Source organism: Mesorhizobium sp. LCM 4576, assembly GCF_001854815.1.
GTDB classification, from domain to species: domain Bacteria; phylum Pseudomonadota; class Alphaproteobacteria; order Rhizobiales; family Rhizobiaceae; genus Mesorhizobium; species Mesorhizobium plurifarium.
Genome location: NZ_MDDT01000047.1, coordinates 64,358 through 86,064, shown reverse-complemented (window position 1 = coordinate 86,064; position 21,707 = coordinate 64,358). Strand labels below are relative to the sequence as shown.

Annotated in this window: 28 protein-coding genes; 17 read left to right on the top strand and 11 right to left on the bottom strand. The window is 61.2% G+C overall.

All coding sequences use genetic code 11. The features are described from left to right. Window positions 1–550: 550 nt before the first annotated feature. The 6 genes from LCM4576_RS36915 (at window position 551) to LCM4576_RS24330 (ending at window position 6,009) form a co-directional block, all read left to right on the top strand. On the top strand, window positions 551–2,974 hold the full coding sequence (locus tag LCM4576_RS36915) for a hypothetical protein (RefSeq protein WP_071035013.1): 2,424 nt from the start codon (window positions 551–553) through the stop codon (window positions 2,972–2,974). After that, window positions 2,974–3,591, top strand: coding sequence for a T6SS immunity protein Tdi1 domain-containing protein (locus LCM4576_RS24355; RefSeq protein ID WP_071035012.1), 618 nt, complete (start codon window positions 2,974–2,976; stop codon window positions 3,589–3,591). The genes LCM4576_RS36915 and LCM4576_RS24355 overlap by 1 nt, the downstream gene beginning before the upstream one ends. Window positions 3,592–3,764: 173 nt before the next feature. Continuing rightward, window positions 3,765–4,376 carry a T6SS immunity protein Tdi1 domain-containing protein gene (locus LCM4576_RS24350; protein WP_071035011.1) on the top strand — a complete coding sequence of 204 codons (612 nt, stop codon included), beginning with the start codon at window positions 3,765–3,767 and terminating at the stop codon, window positions 4,374–4,376. 134 nt (window positions 4,377–4,510) lie between these two features. Then, the gene (locus LCM4576_RS24345; protein ID WP_071035010.1) at window positions 4,511–4,846 is read left to right on the top strand and encodes a hypothetical protein; all 336 of its coding nucleotides are present in this window, start codon (window positions 4,511–4,513) and stop codon (window positions 4,844–4,846) included. A 51-nt stretch (window positions 4,847–4,897) separates the two neighbouring features. Further along, window positions 4,898–5,821: an SMI1/KNR4 family protein gene (locus LCM4576_RS37295; RefSeq protein ID WP_244510901.1), complete on the top strand. Its 924-nt coding sequence runs from the start codon at window positions 4,898–4,900 to the stop codon at window positions 5,819–5,821. Continuing rightward, complete coding sequence (locus LCM4576_RS24330) at window positions 5,818–6,009, top strand: hypothetical protein (RefSeq protein ID WP_040980802.1); 192 nt, start codon at window positions 5,818–5,820, stop codon at window positions 6,007–6,009. The genes LCM4576_RS37295 and LCM4576_RS24330 overlap by 4 nt, the downstream gene beginning before the upstream one ends. Window positions 6,010–6,236: 227 nt before the next feature. On the opposite strand, the gene LCM4576_RS24325 is transcribed toward LCM4576_RS24330, so the two are convergent. After that, entirely contained in the window at window positions 6,237–6,554 is a 318-nt protein-coding gene (locus tag LCM4576_RS24325) for a YMGG-like glycine zipper-containing protein (RefSeq protein ID WP_040980804.1), read from the bottom strand. A 360-nt stretch (window positions 6,555–6,914) separates the two neighbouring features. On the opposite strand from LCM4576_RS24325, the gene LCM4576_RS24320 reads away from it, so the two are divergent. From LCM4576_RS24320 to msrA, 7 genes are all read left to right on the top strand, one after another. Beyond that, window positions 6,915–7,487: a hypothetical protein gene (locus LCM4576_RS24320; RefSeq protein WP_040980807.1), complete on the top strand. Its 573-nt coding sequence runs from the start codon at window positions 6,915–6,917 to the stop codon at window positions 7,485–7,487. Between the two features lie 218 nt (window positions 7,488–7,705). Continuing rightward, a complete protein-coding gene (locus LCM4576_RS24315; protein WP_071035009.1) occupies window positions 7,706–8,014 on the top strand; it encodes a hypothetical protein in 309 nt (102 codons plus the stop codon). Window positions 8,015–8,200: 186 nt separating this feature from the next. Beyond that, window positions 8,201–8,404, top strand: coding sequence for a hypothetical protein (locus LCM4576_RS24310; protein ID WP_071035008.1), 204 nt, complete (start codon window positions 8,201–8,203; stop codon window positions 8,402–8,404). A gap of 109 nt (window positions 8,405–8,513) precedes the next feature. Beyond that, window positions 8,514–8,753, top strand: a complete 240-nt coding sequence (locus tag LCM4576_RS24305) for an ABC transporter permease (protein ID WP_071035007.1) — start codon at window positions 8,514–8,516, stop codon at window positions 8,751–8,753. Next, window positions 8,738–8,932, top strand: coding sequence for a hypothetical protein (locus tag LCM4576_RS24300; RefSeq protein ID WP_071035006.1), 195 nt, complete (start codon window positions 8,738–8,740; stop codon window positions 8,930–8,932). The genes LCM4576_RS24305 and LCM4576_RS24300 overlap by 16 nt, the downstream gene beginning before the upstream one ends. Continuing rightward, complete coding sequence (locus LCM4576_RS24295) at window positions 8,932–9,252, top strand: hypothetical protein (protein ID WP_040980836.1); 321 nt, start codon at window positions 8,932–8,934, stop codon at window positions 9,250–9,252. The genes LCM4576_RS24300 and LCM4576_RS24295 overlap by 1 nt, the downstream gene beginning before the upstream one ends. Window positions 9,253–9,409: 157 nt before the next feature. Then, on the top strand, window positions 9,410–9,931 hold the full coding sequence (gene msrA / locus LCM4576_RS24290) for a peptide-methionine (S)-S-oxide reductase MsrA (RefSeq protein WP_040980838.1): 522 nt from the start codon (window positions 9,410–9,412) through the stop codon (window positions 9,929–9,931). A gap of 103 nt (window positions 9,932–10,034) precedes the next feature. On the opposite strand, the gene LCM4576_RS36910 is transcribed toward msrA, so the two are convergent. Beyond that, window positions 10,035–10,211, bottom strand: coding sequence for a hypothetical protein (locus LCM4576_RS36910; RefSeq protein ID WP_167498612.1), 177 nt, complete (start codon window positions 10,209–10,211; stop codon window positions 10,035–10,037). 187 nt (window positions 10,212–10,398) lie between these two features. On the opposite strand from LCM4576_RS36910, the gene LCM4576_RS24285 reads away from it, so the two are divergent. Then, the gene (locus tag LCM4576_RS24285) at window positions 10,399–10,659 is read left to right on the top strand and encodes a hypothetical protein (RefSeq protein ID WP_071072842.1); all 261 of its coding nucleotides are present in this window, start codon (window positions 10,399–10,401) and stop codon (window positions 10,657–10,659) included. 26 nt (window positions 10,660–10,685) lie between these two features. Here the strand turns inward: LCM4576_RS24285 and LCM4576_RS24280 are convergent, their stop codons facing one another. From LCM4576_RS24280 to LCM4576_RS35990, 3 genes are all read right to left on the bottom strand, one after another. Further along, window positions 10,686–11,231: a hypothetical protein gene (locus tag LCM4576_RS24280; protein WP_131803297.1), complete on the bottom strand. Its 546-nt coding sequence runs from the start codon at window positions 11,229–11,231 to the stop codon at window positions 10,686–10,688. A 552-nt stretch (window positions 11,232–11,783) separates the two neighbouring features. Beyond that, window positions 11,784–12,224 carry a GFA family protein gene (locus tag LCM4576_RS35135; RefSeq protein ID WP_071072840.1) on the bottom strand — a complete coding sequence of 147 codons (441 nt, stop codon included), beginning with the start codon at window positions 12,222–12,224 and terminating at the stop codon, window positions 11,784–11,786. 474 nt (window positions 12,225–12,698) lie between these two features. After that, window positions 12,699–12,866: a Thivi_2564 family membrane protein gene (locus LCM4576_RS35990; RefSeq protein WP_116390104.1), complete on the bottom strand. Its 168-nt coding sequence runs from the start codon at window positions 12,864–12,866 to the stop codon at window positions 12,699–12,701. Between the two features lie 372 nt (window positions 12,867–13,238). On the opposite strand from LCM4576_RS35990, the gene LCM4576_RS24270 reads away from it, so the two are divergent. Then, window positions 13,239–13,403 (top strand): DUF3309 family protein, encoded by a 165-nt coding sequence (locus LCM4576_RS24270; protein WP_023769518.1) that lies wholly within the window; start codon window positions 13,239–13,241, stop codon window positions 13,401–13,403. Between the two features lie 608 nt (window positions 13,404–14,011). Further along, on the top strand, window positions 14,012–15,235 hold the full coding sequence (locus tag LCM4576_RS24265) for an anion transporter (RefSeq protein ID WP_071035003.1): 1,224 nt from the start codon (window positions 14,012–14,014) through the stop codon (window positions 15,233–15,235). Between the two features lie 48 nt (window positions 15,236–15,283). On the opposite strand, the gene LCM4576_RS24260 is transcribed toward LCM4576_RS24265, so the two are convergent. Beyond that, complete coding sequence (locus LCM4576_RS24260) at window positions 15,284–15,874, bottom strand: TetR/AcrR family transcriptional regulator (protein WP_071035002.1); 591 nt, start codon at window positions 15,872–15,874, stop codon at window positions 15,284–15,286. Between the two features lie 81 nt (window positions 15,875–15,955). Here LCM4576_RS24260 and LCM4576_RS24255 point away from each other — a divergent pair, with 81 nt between their 5' ends. Further along, complete coding sequence (locus LCM4576_RS24255) at window positions 15,956–16,819, top strand: crotonase/enoyl-CoA hydratase family protein (RefSeq protein ID WP_071035001.1); 864 nt, start codon at window positions 15,956–15,958, stop codon at window positions 16,817–16,819. A 20-nt stretch (window positions 16,820–16,839) separates the two neighbouring features. Here the strand turns inward: LCM4576_RS24255 and LCM4576_RS24250 are convergent, their stop codons facing one another. From LCM4576_RS24250 to LCM4576_RS24230, 5 genes are all read right to left on the bottom strand, one after another. Beyond that, window positions 16,840–17,919 carry an HPP family protein gene (locus LCM4576_RS24250; RefSeq protein WP_071035000.1) on the bottom strand — a complete coding sequence of 360 codons (1,080 nt, stop codon included), beginning with the start codon at window positions 17,917–17,919 and terminating at the stop codon, window positions 16,840–16,842. Window positions 17,920–18,238: 319 nt separating this feature from the next. Beyond that, on the bottom strand, window positions 18,239–18,547 hold the full coding sequence (locus tag LCM4576_RS24245) for a cupredoxin family copper-binding protein (protein WP_071034999.1): 309 nt from the start codon (window positions 18,545–18,547) through the stop codon (window positions 18,239–18,241). After that, the gene (locus tag LCM4576_RS24240) at window positions 18,544–19,068 is read right to left on the bottom strand and encodes a DUF4142 domain-containing protein (protein WP_071035020.1); all 525 of its coding nucleotides are present in this window, start codon (window positions 19,066–19,068) and stop codon (window positions 18,544–18,546) included. The genes LCM4576_RS24245 and LCM4576_RS24240 overlap by 4 nt, the downstream gene beginning before the upstream one ends. A gap of 211 nt (window positions 19,069–19,279) precedes the next feature. Beyond that, window positions 19,280–19,978: an RNA polymerase sigma factor gene (locus LCM4576_RS24235; protein ID WP_244508373.1), complete on the bottom strand. Its 699-nt coding sequence runs from the start codon at window positions 19,976–19,978 to the stop codon at window positions 19,280–19,282. A 158-nt stretch (window positions 19,979–20,136) separates the two neighbouring features. Further along, the gene (locus LCM4576_RS24230) at window positions 20,137–21,309 is read right to left on the bottom strand and encodes a cystathionine beta-lyase (protein WP_071034998.1); all 1,173 of its coding nucleotides are present in this window, start codon (window positions 21,307–21,309) and stop codon (window positions 20,137–20,139) included. Window positions 21,310–21,707: the final 398 nt, after the last annotated feature.

The following is a 21,707-nucleotide window of genomic DNA, read 5'->3' as shown; positions in this document are numbered from 1 at the left end:
TCCATCAACGCATCGCAGACGGAATCACAGCCCAACACAAGATCGCCAATCAAAAGCGAGTCATTCACTTCAAAAGATGTGTGCATCCCCTAGCCCAAGTGGGGGAGATGCCCGGCAGGGCAGAGGGGGGCGCGAAGGAACGCAATCGCGATCGTCATCCTAGGGCGAAGCAAGGAGCGTAGCGACGAGCGCAGACCCTAGGATCCATGCCGTGACGCTAAGGTGTTGCAACGGTTCAGAATTCTGCTCCGCTGCATCCCCCGACGAAGGTCACGRCATGGATCCTCGGGTCAAGCCCGAGGATGACGAAGCGCGCCGTATAAACCAGTCCAAGCATTGAAGCGCCGGCGGGACAGCGCCTCCCTCTGTCCTGCCGGACATCTCGCCCACGAGTGGGGAGATTGGCTGTCGCGCGCGCCGCGCCCTAACGACCAACCTTACTCCCTCCACCACGACCCCGCCGAACCCGCACCACCCGCAACGCCCAACCCGGCCGCCACCCCTCTGGCGGCCCGTCGCCGCGCGCCTCCACCCGGCCAGGAAAATCCAAATGGTCCACATCATCCCCCTGTTCGTCGGCGAACGCCGGCTCGATACCGGCAATGCTGTGCAATATCCGGACTCCTCGCCGGTCGGCGAGGCGATGCAGCAACTCGGCGACCGGTGGCAGGCTGCGGCCGAGCGCTACGAGCAGCGCAAGGCGCAGCAGCAGGCCTTCGACACCGAGATCGCCGCGCGGCGGTTAAACGGCGAGCTCGCCAAGGCCGAGGCCGATGCCGTGGCCAACGCGCCCGCCGACGGCGCCGGCCTGCATGACGCCATGTATGGCCAGGTCGATCCGTACACCGGCCAGGTGGTGAAGACCGGCCTGTTCGACACGCTGTTCGGCAATTTCCTGAAGYAGCTGCCGCCCGAGCTGCGCGCCGGTCTCGCTGGCCGCAAGGAAGCGTTTCGCGCCGTTGGCGGGCGGCGCATGGCGGGGCAGCAAAATCAGCGGCGCAAGCAATATGAGCAGGATCAGGTGGCGGAGGTCCACACCGCCGAGCTCAGAAACATCTCGCAGAGCGACCCGAACGACACCGTCGCATTCGACGCCTCCCGACAGGCCGGCCTCGATCTCATCGCCAAGATGGACCTCGACCCGCGAGCCAAGGCGCTGGCCGAAGCCGACTGGCGCGCCAGCACGGCGAAGGCGCGCATGCAAGCGCTGATCGCACAAGACCCGCGCCGCGCCGCCGAGATGCTGAGCGCCGGCCCGGTGGCGAGCGACGGCATGGGCGAGACGGTGCGTGCGCAGCTTGGCGCCGACGCCCGGGATGAGCAGGCCGCCGCGAAGGGCGACTGGCGCCGCAACAAGACACCGGACGAAGTGATCGCTCAGGCGTTCGGCGACCTTCCTGAAGAGGAACAGCGGGCGATCCGCCGACAGGCTGATGCCGCCAATCTTGCGCTGAAAGTCAAGATTGGCGCTGCGATCAGCCGCGCCGAAGCAGAGGCGCCAGACCACATCGCACTGACCGGCGCTTACTCTGGCAACATACCGGGCGAAGAAGCCTACAAGATTGTCTACGGCCCAGACGAGGGGCCGAAGCGTCGGCAGGATCTCGAATGGCAGGTCAATGTCGCGAAGAAAATCTTCGACATGGGGACCATGTCGAACCAGGCCATCAAGGCAGCCATTGTCAATGCCGAGACCGGGTCGAATTCTTCGCCAGACAGAAAGAGCGATGAGGCAACCGCCGTCGCGGGAAAGCTGGTCCTGGAGAGGAGGCGGGTCGATTCAGGTGACTATATCAGCGATACGTCTCAAGAGATCTCCGCAGGTTGGAAAGCCGTATTTGGCAATGGGCCCTCTGATCCAGAAGCCTATGACCAGGACACATACGACAGAACAATAGAATTGTCTGTCGCAACGCAAAAAGCATTGGGCGTCGATGATGAAAATCTCCAACCCGTGCCGCTCTCCATTCTTCTCAAACTTGCCGGGGATCGCGACAGCGGAAGTATGGACTTAATGGACAACTACGCAAGGGTGAGCGAGTTGTTCCRGCACACGAAGGGCGCCGTCGCGCAGGCGGCTCTGGTCCGGGAACTGGACCAGGCCGGTCTGGGCGGGATTCTGCCGGGCGGCAAGCCAGGCCTTTCTCCGAGCGAGGTGTTTCGAGCGGACGCCAAGGCCATTGGCAAGGAGACTGCGAATGCCGGGATACTCGCCGGCAAATTGATCAAAGGGGGTGGCTACGTTGTTTCCCTTGGATCGACCGAGCGCCCCGATTTCGGCCATGGCTACTACGAACCGGCGAACAGTACCGAGAAGGTAATGATGCGTCAGCACGGTGACGCATTGAGCTGGGGATTGGGTGAGGGCGTTGCCAAAGGAATAGGACGAGGAATTGATTGGTTCGCTTCCGCACCGAGGCAAGCTGAGCGATCCGCAGGTGTTTCGGCTGCGGCGAAGGTGCGAAATTCGGAAGGTGCCGCCGGAGAGATTCGGGCGTTAGATGGCACCGAAAGCCCTGCGGACGGCATACCGGCGAAGCGGCAGTCCGACGAAACATCTGACGCACTCGATYCCATCTCTGGTCAGGCTGCCGAAAGTGGGGCAGTGGTTGGGCAGAACTCCACTAGTCAGGATATCCACGTGTACCACATGCGGAAGTGGGATGCATCGCAACGAGAGAAGGCAGCTCTTAAGGCCCAGCGATTGACTGATCGGGACACCTCAGTAAATCATCACGCGGTTCGGGATTCAAATCCCGCTCGCCGCAGATATACCGAGGCAGGCAACGAGGTTGCACCTGACGAGGACGTCGATCATATCCAAGATTTACAACTAAATGGATCAGAAGATTTGTCCAATCTAGACGCCCTGGACCGGAGCGTAAACAGGAGCTTTGGCATTCAGATTAAGCACAAAATTAAGAATCTCCCTCATGGRACGAAGATCAACAAGGTGACGATTGGAGATCGGTAGTGTTTGATGATTTTATAAAAAATTTTCCGATAGACGCCAGCTCCGTGATCCAGCGCCCAAATTCTCCGTTGGATCCAAAAACCAGCGGGATCAATGAACTGCTGTCAAGGTTTGGAGGAGCTTCATTCAAAAACGGTCTGTATCGAATTATTCGTACATCAGAGGTAGCTGATTGGAACGCCCGTGTTTGTGTAGGTTTTCCACAATTTGTAGGTCGAATCACCTGCTTTGGTTATGATTGGCAGGGGACCGCTTTTGCGACTGACAGTTGGCGCCTGGAGCACGGGGAACCTGGTGTCGTGATGTTCGATCCTGGGACAGGAAAGGCGCTTCAGGTACCTGCCAACATAAGAACCTTTCACGAGGTTGAAATGGTTGAGGATGCAGATGCCGCATTGGCCRCAAATATGTATGCAGATTGGCGCGACGCGGGAGGCGCCGCGCCTGCTTATGATCAATGCGTGGGCTATAAGAAGCCGCTTTTTCTGAATGGAAAAGACGAAATTGAAAATCTCGAGCTATCAGATCTTGAAATTTATTGGCACCTGATGGGTCAACTCATGGTTCAGGTAAGAGCGCTGCCTCAAGGAACCCACATCCGAATTAAGCTTGACTAGGACTGTAGCGCACGTATCGGCCGGGTTCAGGGCGRCATTAGTCACCAACAAGATGGATGCATGGCTCCGCTGGATTCARGCGTGAACCGTAGCTTGGGTCCCCAGATATATCATCAGATAAAGCATCTGCCTCACGGGACGAGAATTGGCAAGATAACGATCGGAGACCGGTGATGTTTCCAAAGTTTCGGCAAAGCTTTTCTCCGGACGCAGGTCGCAAGCCTGACTCTGTGAGCATCGACACTGGCGTGCCAAGCCTGAATGAGCTCCTTTCCAGTTTCAGTGGTGTGTCGTTCAACCACGGCGTTTACCRCATCGTCCGTGCCCAGGATTTGGCGGCGTGGAGCAGCAGAATAATCGTGGGCTTYCCTGCATTCGCCGGGCGCATTACCTGTTTTGGATACGATTGGTTGGGCAGGACATTCGCCATTGACACCAAACGAACCGAGGATGGGGAGCCTGGTGTCGTGATGTTCGAGCCAGGGACCGGCGAGGCGCTTCAGATACCAGCCAACATTCGGACTTTTCATGAAGTCGAGTTGGATGAGTACCAGGATGCCGCGTTRGCCTCCAATTTTTACGCGACATGGCGCAGGAACGGTGGCGCCGAACCTGCCTACGACCAATGCATCGGCTACAAGGTGCCGCTCTTCCTGGGCGGCAAGGACGATAGTGCAAATCTGGAACTGACAGATCTGGAAGTTTATTGGCACATTACCRCTCAGCTCATCGCGAAAGCGAGGGGTTTGCCTCCAGGGACGCGGATAAACGTCAAAAGCGGGTGACCTCCACGAGCTTTTGCCGGGGTGAGCTTGCGTACAATCATAAGTACATGTATATGAAGAGATACAATTATAGATTGTGCGCAGAAAATGAGAGGGCGAAGAACGGCAGCCATTTTTCACCTTGATGGTATCGGGTGGACCGCAGTTCGGAAGCTTCGGACGTATTCATAGAAAACAAGGGGGACTATATGGGTGCGGGTTCTGCCGCGATGCTGCTCGGGGCACTGGTTCCGACATTTTTGCTGAGCCGCTTGTTGCTGTGGATTATGAAGCGCTGGAACGGTGGTGTGCCGCGCCTGTTGCTGGTGCATATCATTTGCGGGGCGCTCGCCGTTGTCGCATCCGCTTACGGCTACTCGCATAACGGGGCGCCGGATTGGTCTCACAGCCCGGTATACGTCGTTGCTCAGTTGATCTGGYTGGTCGTGGATTTTGTTCGCGGCCGCCGCCAAAGCCAGACGGCGAGCTGACGGTGCTCAGACCATGAAGCATCTCAAACGCTTGAAATGAGCCTTTAGACAATGGACAGTCTTGCAGAGCCTAACTTCGACACCGTCACGCGCCTGCCACCTGCCGATGTCGGCACCGGAGACGATGATCTCGACTCTGCCCGGGCCGAGGCACGCGAATATCTCGAATTCTACAACTGGGTCCTATCCATCAAAGGCGAGTATTTTGGATATGGAGCCGAAGGAATAATCTACATCTTCCTGTTCGAAATAGAGCCCGGGCGTCCGGAGGTGAACCGATGGATCTGGGTGATCGTCGGCGACGTGCCGCCGGCATATCTTCCTGCTGATGACGCCACCACGCCCTTCGAGGTCCTAGACAGCTATATCGGTGCCCTTGAAGAATGGGTCGAGGCAGCGCGCGAGGGGAAATCCGTAGCGGAATTGATACCGGTCAACGTCGATGCAACTCCCGCCAATGCGGAAATGCTGGCCGGCCRCCTCAAATTTCTCGACGAGMGGATTTTGCCGGAGCTCAAAGGTGATTGWGCGATGTCGGCCGTCTTGGCTGGGGTTAGTTTCGATTTGGTGAGGATAGCAGTGAGATATATCTTAACCGAGGGACAGTTTGATCCGCCAGCTGAACCTGCAGTCGTCGATGGGCTGTCGGCACGCTTGGGAGTCGAGCTACCCAAGGACTACACCGACTTCCTCAGAGAGCATAATGGGGGCGAGGGTTTTGTCCACGACAACTACGTTGTTTTCTTTAAGGCCGAAGAATTGGCGGACTTCAATCGAGAGTATGAAGTCGAAAAATATGCGCCAGGTATCCTCTTGTTTGGATCGAACGGAGGAGGTGAAGGATATGGCTTTGATACTCAGGATCCAAATATGTCAATCGTACGCGTTCCGTTCGTAGGCATGAACAGGAAGTTAGCTTTGAAAACGGCGCGTAACATAGCTGATTTATTTTCTCGATTGGTGGAATGTAAATGAGCGACAAAAACGGAAATTCGCGCCGCAAGGGCATGGAGCTGTTTGAGATTACACCCGTCATCGTTGGTGGTGATCCAATGAGCCTGGAGAATAAAATCTGGGTGACCAGGCAAGAACATTTTGAACTGGTGCGCTTTTGGAATCGAACTATCGGGGATTTGCGTAAAGCGGCGCGAGCGGAGGAGTAGGCGGCTTTGAGGCTTCCGATGTCCTCACCAAGCTGATTTATTAGCCGCAGGCATCGACAAGATTTACAGGGCACCATGCCGGTGCACTCATCTCGATGCGCCCCATAGATGGGCTACGGATTGAGCGCTCAACAGCGCCAGCATCTCAGAGCCTCGCGCTGCCCCYCATCCGCCCCYTCGGGGCACCTTCTCCCCGTGAAACGGGGAGAAGGCAAAGCCGGACAGTATCAATAATTGCCGTTGTAATAGCGGTCGTCGCAGGGCGCGGTGTAGATGCGGCCGTAGCGGTCCTGGTAGCGGCAGAGCTGGTCGCCGCGGCGCTGTGGYGTGGTGGCGGAGCCGACGACGGCGCCGAGCAGCGCGCCRCTCGCGGCGCCGATCACCGTGCTCTTGGTGTTGCCGCCGATCGCCTGGCCGACCAGCGCGCCGCCGGCGCCGCCGAGCAATGCGCCGGTGGTAGCCCGCTGCTGGCCTTCGGTCTGCGTCTCGCAGCCGGCAAGGGCCGCGGTCATGAGCACGGCCAGAATGGCCTTCTTGATGATCATCACTAGAACTCCTCTGAAGCCCCAGGGACTGACGACGGGGGCGAACGAAGCTGAACTGCGGTCGCATTGCGGCGGAACGGCGGYGGAGCCCGCTCACGAAGTGATTCACGGTTTCGCGGCGGTTGAACGCCATGGTTTCCAAACCGGAAAGATCACGCGAACAATGGTTTAGCCCCGCTGGCGGAATCAGCCGGCGAAGATGCCTAGGGCCGCGTCGATAACCTGCATGCAGCAGGCCGATCAGCGCGAGGACTTCCGCCGCCGCCGCGGGCGGTCGTTGTCCGGAAGTCCAATCGGCCTTCCTCGCAACGCGAACCACGCCTTACCCCAGAAAATTCCCCCCAAGAATGGAGAAATGACATGACCCGAGGACTTCCCCGGACCCTTGCCCGCGCTGCCGCCCGCGAGGCCGGCCTTGCGCCGCCCAAGTTCGGCCTCAAGGCCGTGACCAGCGGGCAGGGTGGTTCCTACCGCACCGTCTTCACCTTCGCCGGCATGCAGGTGCCRGTGACCGATGCGCTCGCCTATGCGAGCCAGAAGATTTTCGATTTCACCGACGGCAAGGTGCGCATCAAGGGCGGCACGGCCAGGCTGCAATTCGCGGTGCTGACCACGCGCGCCTCAACCATCAACGACAACGCCGCGCTCACCTGGTCGCTGGGCTCGGCTCCGGCGTCGAGCGCTACGCTCGCCGGCACCATGGTCAATGTGCTGGCCTCCACCGCCCGCACGCTGGACGGCGCCGGAGCTGCGCTCTCTTCCGCTTCCGCCGCCGACATCGCCGCCGCCTCGACGCTCGATGGGACAGTGACGCCGGTCGATCTCTATCTCAACCTCGCCTTCGCCACCGGCACGGATATCGACGCCGACGGCACGCTTGCCGTGACCGGCACGATCACGCTGCTGTGGGAGAACTGGGGCGATAACGCGTAGGCGCCAATCTCCCCCCTTGAGGGGGGAGATGTCGCCGAAGGCGACAGAGGGGGTCGCCGCGCGTGGAGCACCAGCGCCCTTTGCAACGCCTCACGAGGTCGGAGCTCCACGCGCAGCGACCCCTTCTGGCCTGCCGGCCATCTCCCCCTCGAGGGGGAGATCACGCGCTCCGCCGGCAGCGCCACGTCTTTGAACTCTCAAACAAAGGAACACATCACATGACAGATCTGGCAGAGGCCGGGTCCGTGGCCGCTCGGCCGGCGGGCAACCTGGCGACGCCTCCGGCTTCCGGGGACAACGGGTCCGCCCCGGCGGCCGGCAGAAGTTGGTTTKACGGTCTTTCCGAAGGCAACCGCAAGCTCGCTGAAGCCAAGGGCTGGACCAAGGCCGAAAGCCTCGACCGGGTTTTCACATCCTATGCGGAACTGGAGCGCCCGCGTCGCCTCGGTGCGGCGGCAGGCGCTGCTGATGTCGGCCGCTCCGTCGGCGGCGGGCGGATCAGCGCCGGGACCTGCATCGAGCAATGACGCCACGCCAGCGGYAACGCCCGTCAGCGCCGGATCGCCTGTCGTGAATGACGCACACACCGCGCCTCGCAAAACCACATCGCCCGCCAAGGCCGCCGGCACTCTCGCCTTGATCGCGTTGGCGATCGGCTCGCTTGCCGCCTGGGCCACGCATCTTCCCTGCAATCTCTTCGGAGTGTTCTGCCAATGATTGCCATCATCATCCGCATCGTCCTGCGCTATTGCGCGGGCGTGCTTGTCGCGCGGGGCCTTCTCGGCGCCGACGACGCCTCGGCATTCTCCGCCGATCCCGATATCCAGATGGCGTTGGAGACCGGCGTCGGTCTTGCCATCGCCGCCACGGCCGAGTGGTGGCATCTGCTCGCGCGCCGCTTCGGCTGGGAGCACTGACCATGGAAAACCTGCAAGGTCTGCTCGCCGCGTGCATTGAAGCCGCCAGGCCGTACGCAATCGTGGGCGCCACTTGTTTCATCGCCGGCCTTCTCATCGGCGTGTTGCTATGAGCGCGCTGCTGGCGTGGCTTCTCACCAATCCGACAATCCTGGCGATCGGTGCCGGCATTGTCGGCGCGCTCGGTTGGGGCTTCCACCAGCGCCTTGCCGGCGCGCGGGACGAGCGTGGCAGGCAGGCTGAGGCTGAGGTCGCGGCCCGGGATGTCGCCGACCAGGTCGACAACGACATCGGCGCTTTGCCGGCTGGCGCGGTCAGGAAGGAGCTGAAGTCATGGGCAAGGGATTGATTGTCGCCGCCATGGCAGCCGGGCTTGCCGGCTGCGTGACGGCCAGAGGCGGCTTCTGCGCCATCGCCTCGCCCGTGCGCCTTTCCGCCAAGGGCGTGGATATACTCTCGGACCTGGAGGCGAGGGCGCTGCTTGCCCACAACCGCAAGGGCGAAAAACTCTGCGGCTGGAGGCCGTGATGCATGACATCTTCGATCTTCTGGGCATCAAGGGCCAGGTCGTGGCGGCGGGGCTCGCCGGCGGCGTGCTACGGGCGCTGTCGCGCCATCGCTACAAGCTGCGCGAGATGATCGCCTCGCCCATCTGCGGCGCTTTGGCCGCCGCCTATCTGACATTGCCTGCCGTCGCCTGGGTTCGCGCAAGCGGCCTGCCGATCCCCGCCGCCGATGACACCACCACGCTCGCCGCAGCCTTCCTCATCGGAGTCTCGGCAATGTGGATATCGGACATCGTGTTCGAGGTGGTGGTGCGAAGATTCAAACACACGCCGGATTCCTAAGCGCGGCGGAGGCGAAGCCGCGCAGGCGTTAACCGATCGATTGTCGATGCCGGATATACGACAACACTCGATCCCTGCGTCGGCATTCGCCCGTTCGAGCCGCTGGAAGAATCCAGGCGCAATGCCTATCTATGGAGCAATCCAAAGGAGGTATGACATGGCTTCTTCCACCGAGCGTGCGGTCCTTGCCGGCGGCTGCTTCTGGGGCATGCAGGATCTGATCCGGCGCTTGCCCGGCGTGATCTCGACGCGAGTGGGCTACAGCGGCGGCGATGTCGCCAACGCCACCTACCGCAACCACGGCACCCACGCCGAGGCAATCGAGATCATCTTCGACCCGGCCAGGACCAATTTCCGAACGCTTCTAGAATTCTTCTTCCAAATCCACGATCCGACGACGAAGAACCGCCAGGGCAACGATATCGGCGCGAGCTATCGCTCGGCGATTTTCTACACCAGCGATGAACAGAAGCGGATCGCCGAGGACACGATAGCCGACGTCGACGCGTCCGGCCTATGGCCCGGCAAGGTCGTCACCGAGCTCGCCCCGGTCGGGCCCTTCTGGGAAGCCGAGCCAGAGCATCAGGACTATCTCGAGCGCTATCCCAACGGCTACACCTGCCATTTCGCGCGGCCGGGCTGGAAGCTTCCGGTCCGCCAACGGGCGGCCGCGTCATAATCTGGCCGTTTGAAATAGCCTTTACGCGTTTTGATCCGCCCGCCRTGCCGGAAGGCATGGCGGGCTTTTTTGCGTTCTGGCTTGCCGCCCGGAATGGACAGGCTCAGCCCTTGGCGCGGCGGCCTTCGTGTTCGTGGCTGCCGATCCAGTGGGCGCGGATGCGGTCGCTGGCTTCGAGATAAGCCATGTCGATCAGGTAGGTCAGAAGCTTTTCGCCGTCGGCCTCGGCCTTTTGGCGAAGTTCTCGCAAAATCCCTTGCGCAAACTGCAGGTTTTCCATTTTGCTAGGCTGGTCCATGGGTGCCCCCCAAATGTATGCGCGGTAAGTTTGGCTCACTATGCTTGTATGAAGATTGTGGCCCCGCTCGCGGCGAAGCTGTGCTCGGTTGCACCGATGCCCGGTCAACGAACCCGTTGGACATTGAGCGGAAATGTCGATATTTTACGCGCCCAATCGGATAGCGACCATGCACGAAGACGAGGGCAGCACTCCTGACAAGTTGCAAGCCATGCTTGACGTGATTGCCAGGAGCGGGCTCTCGACCGAGGGCGGGCAGGCCGATTTCGGCCGGTTGAGGGCCGATGCCGCCAAGGCCGCCAGCGTGCTGATCGAATTTTACGGCGATGCGGCCCTGGAGCGGGCCAAACTCATCGAGCGCCGATCGCCCCAATCGTATTTCGCGCGCATGGTTACGGCTGAAGTCGGCAGGCGCCGCACGGGCGGTTAGCCCTGAAACAATCTGCGAAAGCGGCCTCAGGACGATCTTCGCCTCCCCAGTCTCCCGTCAAGCCGCTGCTCGACCTCTTCCTCGATATTATCCAGAAGATAGGACATCAGGTCATGTCCAATCGATCGCGCTATGTCCTTGGCCTGCCCGACATGGTTGTAGATTTCGCGCAGCGCCTGCTCCTCGCACGCGGCATCGTTCGTCAGATCAATGAACCAGYCTGGATAAAGGGCCGCCTCGCCCACCCCGTCGACATAACATTGGCCCACGGCCAGGATCTTGCGCAACCCCATCTTTTCGGAGCGGACCCTGTAGACCTCCCTGAAGCCGGACCTGCGTTCCACGGCCTTGYGGATGGCCATCCGAACCCTTGTGCGGTCGTCTTGATCGATGCTTTCCATGCATCRCTCCAGCGGCGCGCCGTGCGAGAATTCGTCAAGTGTCAAACCGAAATAGTCTGAAAGATTAGCGTCGCCATAGATACGGTCRCGCTTGATGTCCCAGGTCCAGAACCCGTCGATCGGTGGATACCGCATATGCATGTTGCGGCCGTGTTCAGGCRCCAACGTCATGAAAACCGCCCCGTTCGGTTTCAAGATTCGGCAGCACTATGTAGCAAAAACGGGAAGAAACAAAGATGGCCTTTTGTACAGGGCCTAAAGTCATTGCGCCTGCCGATCCTGGCAATTTAAATGCCATGGCCGCTATAATCGGGAACAGAAGTGGTTAAAAAAATTTCTTGAGCCGAAAGAATTTTCACATCGATACTGCAACTTCAGCTTGTACTTTACGAGATAAGCACCGCAGATGGCGATGGAAACAATATCAAGGGTTGTATTACCGCGGAAAGCATGGTTAAAAACTTCTATATTGGTAAAGTGAGTAGAACTCTGTTGCGTGCTGTCGCCTGAAACCGCGCCGGCCACGACTCATGTTTCGCCACGCTTCAAAAATGCTAGCGRCAGCTGATTGGCCGTCAAACCGACCGCTGGTTGAAAAAAGCAAAACTTCGAGGAAAGTCCGCGCATATCAATCGACGGCCAAGCGCTTTCCCGGGCTGCTCGTGGTCGGCCGCTAGACTGAAGGTCATTGTCGTTCCGACCAAAGTCCACCAAGAGCCAGACCTAGGCTGACCTTTGTTGTGGCTCCGCGCCGCGTTCACCGCCTGCAGCCGAATCATCGGCGGCCCGGTCATGCTCGAACTGGCGCGCTCCGGGCAGAGGTTGTAACCAGGGCTCGCGGCGTCCGATCCAGAGTTCGTAGCTCGGCACCAACCCTTCGGTTGGCGCAATGTCCAGACTGCCAATCGTGACCTCGGCCTCRCCATTGCCGGCGAAGGGAACGCGGCTTCCGCAGCTGGGGCAAAAGCTTCGAGTGCCATAGCTGCTGGTGATGCCGGTGGTTTCGAACGCTCGCAACGGCCATACGGCGTAGGCATGGAAGGCAGATCCGCTCGTCTTGCGGCAGTCCTTGCAATGACAGAGGCCGACCCGGAGCGGCTCGCCAGTGACGCGGAACTGCACGCCGCCACACAGGCAACTGCCGCTGCGCACGATTTCAGGCATTGCCGTTCCTCCTGCGGTTATGAAAGGAGCCAAGTTTCTCTCACGCCCGGCAAGTCCCGCTGCTGGCTGCTAAAACCCGCATGAGCTTGTAATGGTTCCGCGCCGGTGCAAGGAGCAAGGGTCAGTACGGAAGGTTGATCGGCTCCTGGCACCGATAGACGCGGCACTCGCCATCCTTGGTCGGAACCGTCGTCGAGATTGGCACTTCCGGCCAGTCGCACTCGTTGCCGAACTGGCGAACGAACCGGTCATAGGTGTTCCGACCCGTCGTCAAGACCGCGGCATGATCGCTTCTGATCAGGGCCTGCGTCTGCGCGCAAGTCATCGCGCGCGTGTCTGGCCGGGCATAAGCTGCGCTCACGCTGCATAACACTGTGCCGGCCCACAATATTTTACCTGCGGTAGATGCGATCGACGGGATTCTCATGGCACACCGGCTTTTTGAAGTTTCCGGTTGCCGAATATGGATCGCGGTTAGAACACCGCAAGATATTTGAGCAGCGAAATGATTCCAATGATGATGACGATGATCTGCGCGATCTGGCGCGCGCGGGCGTCGAGCGGCAGACGTTGCACGAGATAGAGCACCAGGATCACCACCAGGAAGGTGATCAGTATGCCGATAAGAACCGATACGCCCATGTGGCTGTTTCCTTCCCAATGTTGCCCGGATAGGGCTGCCTCAAACGTTGCGGACGCGAGAATGGTTCCACGAAGGTGAAGTGGAACAGGAGACTTGGCGAACACGTTGTGCAGCAACTTCGAATATTAAGGATAGGAACATGAAGGACATGTTCAGCACCGCTGCTGTTATCGCCTCGATCGCTATCGCCATAGCGCTTATRTTTTTGGTCCCCATCAAACTTGAGGCCAACCCTGGACAGCCGATGGTATCGTCTTACTCGGCCAGTCCCGAGTAGCATCGGCCCGGAGATGAGCGGAACATGCGCGCCGCTTGCGAGTTGACCTGGTCATAACGGCGCCGGGTTCGCGCTTAAGAAAGAGGAAAAGGCCATGGGTCTCGGCACAATTCTTATCATCATTCTTATCCTTGCTCTGCTTGGCGGCTTTAGCGGCTTAGGCGGGGGGCCATTCTACGGTACTGGCTACTATGGCGGCGGTGGTTTGGGGCTGGTTCTTATAATTGTCATCATTCTGGTTGTGCTCGGACGGATTTGATAGCCGGCCCGGCAATTAGCCGGCGCATCCTTTAGCTTGGTTGCCAGCTACTCCAGCGCGGAAAGCTTGAGCGACGAAATGTACATCGTAGCCGAGTACGGCGCTTTGAGCGTCCCGCGCCGTAGCTGGCTCCTAGAAGCGGTGGTTAGGGCGCTTGCAGYCGACCGGCGACTCGCCGGGCCTCGCTAGCTCTCGCGCCCGCTRCATTCGAGGCAGACGATGCTGTGTCCCGGACAATTCAGCCGATGCGTACCTTCCGGGCAGCAATGGCCGTTCGAGCTCAGCCAGCGCGCGCAAACGAAAACCTTCTTGGCCCCGTGACAGCGGGAGCATTCCTGCGGACGCATCAATTCCTCCCCCGATGGGACGCGATGTTCCACTTCAACGACCGTGTTCATCCGTTTAGTCCCCAACGCCTGGATTATCGGTCAGATATGTTAATTCATCATTCTTTACATTAGGGTTTATGAATATGGAACCACGAAAACGTCATCGCACTTTCACGTGTTTGCACGCTTTCCCTTTGCCTCGCCCTTGCTAAAAGTGATGCGCGTCCATGCGCCGGCCGATTCCGGCGAGCAGGGCAGGCAACGGGAACCTTCTTTGCAATGACATGGACTGGTGCGGGCGCGCTTTTCATCCTGGTCGCCACTTATGCCGGTGTAGCCGTCGGCCGCATTCCTGGCCTGAGGCTCGACCGTGCCGGCATCGCGCTTCTCGGCGGCGCCGCCATGATCGCCATCGGCGCGATCAGCATCGAGGATGCCTACAAAGCCATCAATTTCGACACCATCACGCTGCTGCTCGGCATGATGATCGTGGTCGCGCATCTGAAGGTTTCGGGCGCGTTTCGGGCGCTTGGCGGCTTCGCCATCGAGCATGCCCATGCACCTTTCATGCTTTTGGTCATGGTGACGCTGTTGACCGGCGTGCTCTCGGCCTTCCTGGTCAACGACGCGATCTGCCTGGTGATGGCGCCGATCGTCGTCCACGTCACACGGGTCATCAACCGCAACCCGGTGCCTTACCTCATCGCCACCTGCACGGCCTCAAACTGCGGCAGCGTCGCCACCATCACCGGCAACCCGCAGAACATGGTGATCGGCGCGCTGTCGGGCATTTCCTATCCGGCCTTCACGCTGGCGCTGGCGCCGGTGGCGCTGTTCGGCCTGCTCTGCRTCATCGTCATCGTGCGTTATGTATACCGCGCCGAATTCTCCCGCCCCGCCGAACTCAGCCCGGAAGTCTATCGCGGCCGCATGCTGCCGGGGCAGGTGCTGAAGGCCACCGTCGTCTGCCTGCTGCTGGCGCTCGCCTTCTTTGCCGGTGTCCCCGTCGCCAAGGCGGCGCTGATTGCCGGCGCTTTCCTGTTGGTCACCCGGGCAATCAAGCCGCGGCGCATCTACCGCGAGATCGACGGGCCGCTGCTTTTCATGTTCGCCGGCTTGTTCGTGGTGGTGGCGGGCGCCGAGCGCACGCTGCTCACGCCCGATATGATCGCCTGGGCGAAGGATTTCGGCCTCGACGATGTCTGGCGGCTCTCCGGCTTCACCGCCCTGCTTTCCAACATCATGAGTAATGTGCCGGCGGTGCTGGCGCTCCGACCCTTCATGCCGGGTCTGGAAAATCCGGAGCGCGCTTGGCTGGTCGTGGCGATGAGCTCGACGCTTGCCGGCAATTTCACGCTGCTCGGCTCGGTTGCCAACCTGATCGTCGCCGAGCAGGCCAAGGCGGCCGGCAAGGAGCTTTCCTTCTCCGCCTTCTTCAAGGTCGGCCTGCCGCTGACGTTGGTCACGCTTCTCGTCGGCACGGCCTGGCTGGCCTTGTCCTGAAGATTGCCTCTCGGACCGCCACAGTCGACGCGCCGGAAGCGTTACGCTCTAAGCTTCGTGGTTGCCCGCCATCCTTGCCCGAACCAGCGTCGCGGCGGCATGGCCGGCGGCGTTGACGTAGTCGGGATTGTGGTGGATCAGCATGCTGGAAAAGGCGCCGTCCATCAAAAGCATGATCTCGCGGGCCAGCATCTTCGCCTCGCCGACATCGTGCTCCGACAGTGCGACGGCCAGCCATTTTTCGAAATTGGTCTTGTGGCGCGCGCCAGCCTTGACCGCTGGATGCCCGGGCATCGCCGCGAGCTCGGCCGCCGTGCGCAAGAACCCGCAGCCCTTCCATTTGGGGTGGCGGGCCACCCGTGCCAGATTGGTGAAGATCGCCTCGACCTTCTTGTCCGCRCCGCCCTCGGCTGCATCGAACCAGCCGGCCATCTGCTCGAGATTGGGCTGGTCGCGGCCGTCGAGATAGGCTGCGATCAGATCGTCCTTGCTCTTGAAATGGTAATAGAGCGTGCGCTTGGTGAGCCCGGCTTTCTCAGCCACCGCGTCGACGCTGACGCGGCCGATGCCTTCGGCATAGAAGAGCTTGGTCGCCGCGTCGACGAGGCGTTTTCGCGTAGGGTTGGCTTTTTCGTTCATCACGTAAGTATACCGACTAGTGAATATACAAGCAACCACAAGTCTGCTCCTTATCGGCCGAACCGCCGGAAAGGAAAAGTCATGACCGAACTTGTGCTGAGCGAGACGCGCGACCGCGTCGCAATCCTCACTCTCAACCGTCCCGAGAAGCTGAACGCGTTGAATTATGCGCTGATCGACCGGCTACTGTCGCTTCTCGACCTGATCGAGACGGACGACGGCGTGCRCGCCGTCATTCTTACCGGGGCAGGGRAGCGCGCGTTCTCCGCCGGCGCCGATATCCACGAATTCTCGTTGAGCGTGGYCGAAGGCGCCGATGTCGCGCTGCGCGATTTCGTGGCTCGCGGCCAGCGCCTGACGGCGCGGCTGGAAGCCTTTCGCAAGCCGGTCATCGCCGCGGTCAACGGCCTGGCTTTCGGCGGCGGCTGTGAGATCACCGAAGCGGTGCCGCTGGCGGTCGCCAGCGACCGCGCGCTGTTCRCCAAGCCGGAAATCAACCTCGCCATGCCGCCTACCTTCGGCGGCACGCAGCGCCTGCCGAGGCTTGCCGGGCGCAAGCGGGCGCTTGAACTGCTTTTGACCGGCGAGGCGTTTTCGCCGCACCGCGCCCTCGAGTTCGGCATTGTCAACAAGGTCGTGCCACATGCCGAATTGATGCCGGAGGCGCATGATCTCGCTCGGCGCATCATTGGCCATTCGCCGGCTGCCGTCGCCGCCATCCTTACCTCGGTCGCCCGCGGCATCAATCACAGCATTGCCGAGGGCTTGCTGGTCGAGGCCGAGCAGTTCGCGCGTATGGCCCCCACGACCGACCTGCGCGAAGGCCTGAGTGCCTGGATCGAGCGGCGCAAGCCGACCTTTGACGGCACATGGACACATGTCACCCGGCCGGCCGAGACAAGACGGGCGGCGCAGCAGCTCGATCGAATGGCAAGCGGGGGATAGGCCGGATGATCGGTCTGGCTCTATDCCACCGCTTTGAGCCGCGCCGGCGCTTGCACGCGCGCGGCCGCCGCCAGCAGGTCGGTCTGGGTGATCAGTCCGAGGATGTGCCGCTCGCTGTCGACAATCACCACGGCATGGCTGCGGCCGTCGGTCAGCACCGGCAGCAGGCTCATCGCCGGCGTGTCGGGCGAGGCTGTGCCGGCTTTCGACATCACCCCTTTCACGGTGTCGGTCGCCCGTGTCAGCTCGCGCAAGCCGACAGCGCCGATGAGACGCCGGTTGGTGTCGACAACCGGCAGGGTGCGGATGTTGTGGTCGATCAGCTGTTTGCGCGCCTCGTCGGCGGAGGCCGTCTCCGTCACCGAGATCACATCGCGGGACATGATGTCCCTGCAAAGCAGCGTGCGTTGCGAACGCACCATCGCCTGCAGTTCGACTTGCCGCAACAGGCGCTCGAGGTCGTCACGATCGATGTCGAAGGTCTCGTCGAGCGCCGAGAGCGCGGCGTCGACATCCTCGGGCCGGAAGCCGACGCGCTCTGCCGGCGGCCGGTCGGCGGTGCCGTGCCCGCTGGCGGCGGGCACATGCACATGCGGATAGTTGCGCCGAGACAGCTTATGGAAGAGGAAGCCTAGCGCTACCAGGATGGTCGAATTCAGCGCCACCGGCACGAAAGGAAATAGGAAGCCCGCGGCGGCAACCGCCGGTCCGCCGAGCACGCCGGTGAGTGCCGCGGCGCCCCCCGGCGGATGCAATGAGCGTGTGAACGACATGGCGGCGATCGCCAGCGCTACCGCAAGGCCGGAGGCTATCACCGTGTCATGCACGAAATGCGCGACCGTCACGCCGACCAGCGCCGAAATCGTGTTGCCGCCGACGATCGACCAGGGCTGCGCCAGCGGGCTCGACGGGACGGCAAAGAGGAGCACGGCGGAAGCGCCCATCGGCGCCACCAGCATCGCCACAAGCGGGCCGCTGCCCATGGCGAGCCCGCTGATCATGCCCGTGAGCGCGATACCGATGGTCGCGCCGATACAGGCAAGCAGCCGTTCGCGAAGCGTCGCGCCGGCAAGGATCGGAACGAAAAGGCGAAACGCCATGGCAGGCCCTGGATCGAACGGGTGGAATTGCGCTGCTCGCAATGCCGCCGAAGTCACGGATTTGGAAGCCAAACCAATCCGTTTCGCCGGCGCTGAGGGGAATATTATTGCGTGATGCGGAACCTGTGGCAGGCCGCCGGCGGCGTTCACTTTGTCAATCGCGTCAAGTTCTTACGAAGGTTTGCGCAATCGGTTTGGCAATTCGTCCGAACGTCCTGGCCTCGGCGAAAACTGCGCTGGTGCGGCGTGCGGCAACCTGCATGGGAGGATCGCTGCAAGGCTAAGCGAGGCGCGGGCGCCTCGCTTTCCGGTGGGGTGATCAAGGGGCCACGTCGACATGGGCTTTCATGTTGGGGTGGAACCGGYAGAAATAGTCGACCGCTCCAGCCGCTGTCAGCGTGACTTTACCTTTCGATTTTGCCGGGATCATCACATCCCAGYCACCTTTGACCGTGGCGGTGTGGGCGAGGATGTCATTGTTCGTCCACTCGATCGTATCGCCGACCTTTGCCTGGACGCTTGCCGGCGAAAAGACCAGCTTGTCGATCGTCACCTCGATGGTCGCCGCGAAGGCCGGCGACGCGAAGAGCGCCGTCGCCAGCATAGGCGCAAGAAGCAGCACCCTCATTTCAGCATGCCGGCGACATGTTCAGCATGCTGCTCATGCCCCTGGAAGATCTTGAGGCCGGTCTCCAGCAGACTCTTCAGCTCGGCATTGCTGGCCGAAGGGATGAGCAGGGTTTCGAGCGCGCTGTCGACCTGCTTGTGATAGGCCACTTCGTTCTCGATATAGGCCTTGTCGAAGGCTGCCCCGTTCAACTTCGCCAGCTTGGCGTGTTCCTCCTTCGCGGCTTTGGTCAGCGCCTTGCTGGTGTCGTTGTCCTCGGGTGTGACCTTCAGCTTCTTCACAAGGTCGAGCGCCTGCTTGTTCACCGCCTCGTGGTCGCGCTCCATGTCCTTGGCGAAGTCGACGATCTCCTTGTTTTTCGACTTCTTGATCGCCAGCTTGGCCGCTTCGATGTCGATCGTGCCGGCCGTGTAGGCGATGTGGRCAATCTGAGGATCGGTGGGCTTTTCGGCGGCTGGCGCCAGCGGCGCCGTGCTCACGAGGAAAAGAGCGGCGAGGGTGGCGGTTGATCGCATGAACATGGCATCTCCTTCGCCCGGCGGCATTGGCCTCGGGCTTCATCTGGTGTTGACTGCCATTGGATGCGGTCGAGAACGAAACGTTYCCGGGAAAAGGTCGGGAGATCGAAATTAAGGCATGTCTCCCGAAAGTGGGAACCGGTTTCGGGATAAAGACATGCGTAAAATCAAAAACGAAAGCGCATGGAGCGAATCTGAAAGACCGCGACGCGCTTCAGGGCTCGAATCCCAGCCTTCTCATCACCGCCTGCGTCAGCCGCTCGCAGCGCCGGCCGGCGAAGGGGAAGGCGTCGAGYAGCACCGGGCCGATCTCGTCGTCCAGCGCCTTTCGCACCAGCGCTCGCGCCCGGTGCAGCCTGGTCTTCACCGTCTCGGGCTTCACGCCCAGCAGGTCGGCGGTTTCCTCGATGCTGAGGCCCTCGATGACTCGGGCGACGAAGACGGTGCGATAGACATCGGGAAGGCTGTCGGTCGCCCGTTCGACAAGCCCGAGGATCTGCCGCTGCGCCATCGTCCGCTCCGGATCGTCACCTGGATTCACGTCGTTTTGGTTCAAGGGAAACCGGATGATCTGCGCTTCCGGATTTCCGGGCATCGCCACGATGCGCTTGCGCTTTCGCAGCCGGCCGAGCGCTTCGTTGATGGCGATGCGCGACAGCCAGGTCGAAAGCGAGGCCTCGCCGCGAAAGGCGCCTAGGCTGCTGAAGGCGCGCATATAGGTTTCCTGCAAGACGTCTTCGGCCTCCGCGTCATTGCGCACGACGCCGCGCGCGATGCGGTAGAGCCGCTGGTTGTGCGTCTTGATGATGGCGCGGAACGCGTCCGGATCGCGCGCAAGCGCCCGGCGCACCAGTGCCATGTCGCCGGCCTCGACCGGGCCGACCTCGGCGGCTTGCATGGCACGCTTTCTCATCTCGTCCAGATCTCCCGGCGGTCGTTACATCCGCATTGGATGCGCCTGCCGGTAAAAGGTTCCCAGGTTGGTTGCGCGGGCCATGCTACCGCTTCGGCCGAGGCCTGTCTGCTGCCCTCGGTCTGTCGCTCTATGGAAGCTCTCGCCGATCAGCCCCGTTACTCGGCGGCGGCCGCCGCGGCCAGGCCGCGGCGAATGTCGGCCTTGAGGTCCTCGACGTCCTCCAGCCCGATCTGCAGCCGGATCAGCGATCCGGCATACGAACCCTTGGCAAGTGTGCGGTCGCCGAGGAAGACCGGAACGGCGAGGCTCTCATAGCCGCCCCAGGAATAGCCGAGCCCGAAGATCCTGAGCGCGTCGAGGAAGGCGTGCTGCGCCTTCTGCCCGCCGCCCTTGAGCACGACCGAGAAGACGCCGCTCGAGCCGCAGAAATCGCGCTTCCAGAGCGCATGGTCGGGATGGCTTTCCAACGCCGGGTGCAGCACTTGCGCGACGCCCGGCTGTTCCTCGAGCCAGCGCGCGATATCGAGCGCGCTCTTGCGGTGATGCTCGAGCCGCACCCCCATGGTGCGCAGGCCCCGCAGCACCTGGTAGACGTCGTCCGGCCCCGAACAGCAGCCCAGCGTGCAGAAGCCGTCATAGAGCTGCTTCCAATAGGTCTCGTTGGCAGAAACCAGCCCGAGCAGCACGTCGGAATGGCCGGCCGGATACTTGGTCGCCGCATGGATGGAGATGTCGACGCCGTGGCCGAGCGGCTTGAAGTAGAGCGGCGTCGCCCAGGTGTTGTCCATCATCACGATGGCGCCCGCTTCATGCGCCGCCTTCGCGATAGCGGGGATATCCTGCACCTCATAGGTGTTCGATCCCGGCGATTCGGTGAACACCACCTTGGTGTTGGGCTTGATCAGCGATGCGATGCCGGCGCCGATGCGCGGCTCGTAATATTCGACCTCGACGCCGAGCCGCTTCAGCATCGTGTCGGCGAAGTGGCGCGTTGGGTGGTAGACGCTGTCGACGATCAACAGGTGATCTCCCGCGGCAAGGAAGGCGAGCAGCGGCACCGTCACYGCGGCGAGACCCGAAGGAACGGCGATGGTTCCGGCCGAGCCTTCCAGCGCATCGACGGCGAGCGTCAGCGCGTCCATCGTCGGCGTGCCGCGCGTGCCGTAAGTGTATTTCTGGCTGCGTCCGGCCATGGATGCCGCGTCTGGATAGAGCACCGTCGAGGCGTGCACGACCGGCGGATTGACGAAGCCGAAATAATCGCGCGGATTGTTGCCGGAATGGGCAAGCAGCGTGTTCATGCCCATTTCGATGCCGTCCTTAGCCATGGTTCGTCGCCCGTCAAATGATGTGAATGAGAGCCATAAAGCGGCGGCAAAGCCCGCRCAACCGCGCCGGGCCCGCCAAAGGCCGGTCTTCCGCTAGGCCAATCCAACGGCGTGCGCGCCCAATAAAGCACTGCTATTGCCGAAGCGGATTCGGCCGCCGGGCTATGGATTCGCAACGACGCAACTTGGCTGATTTGTTCGCATGGCCTGCCGATTTCATGGGCTCTTGTCCGCAATTCAGGCATTTGCGGCAATTGCTTTTCGAACCTCCCCGCATTCGGTCATTTCCCTTGACCTCACAGGAATAATCGCCTTCGATGCGTTTCGTGAATGGGAGGCAGTGCATCGGCAACCGATGCGGGTCCGGGAGTGGCCTTAAGTGGGAAGCTGCATTCACA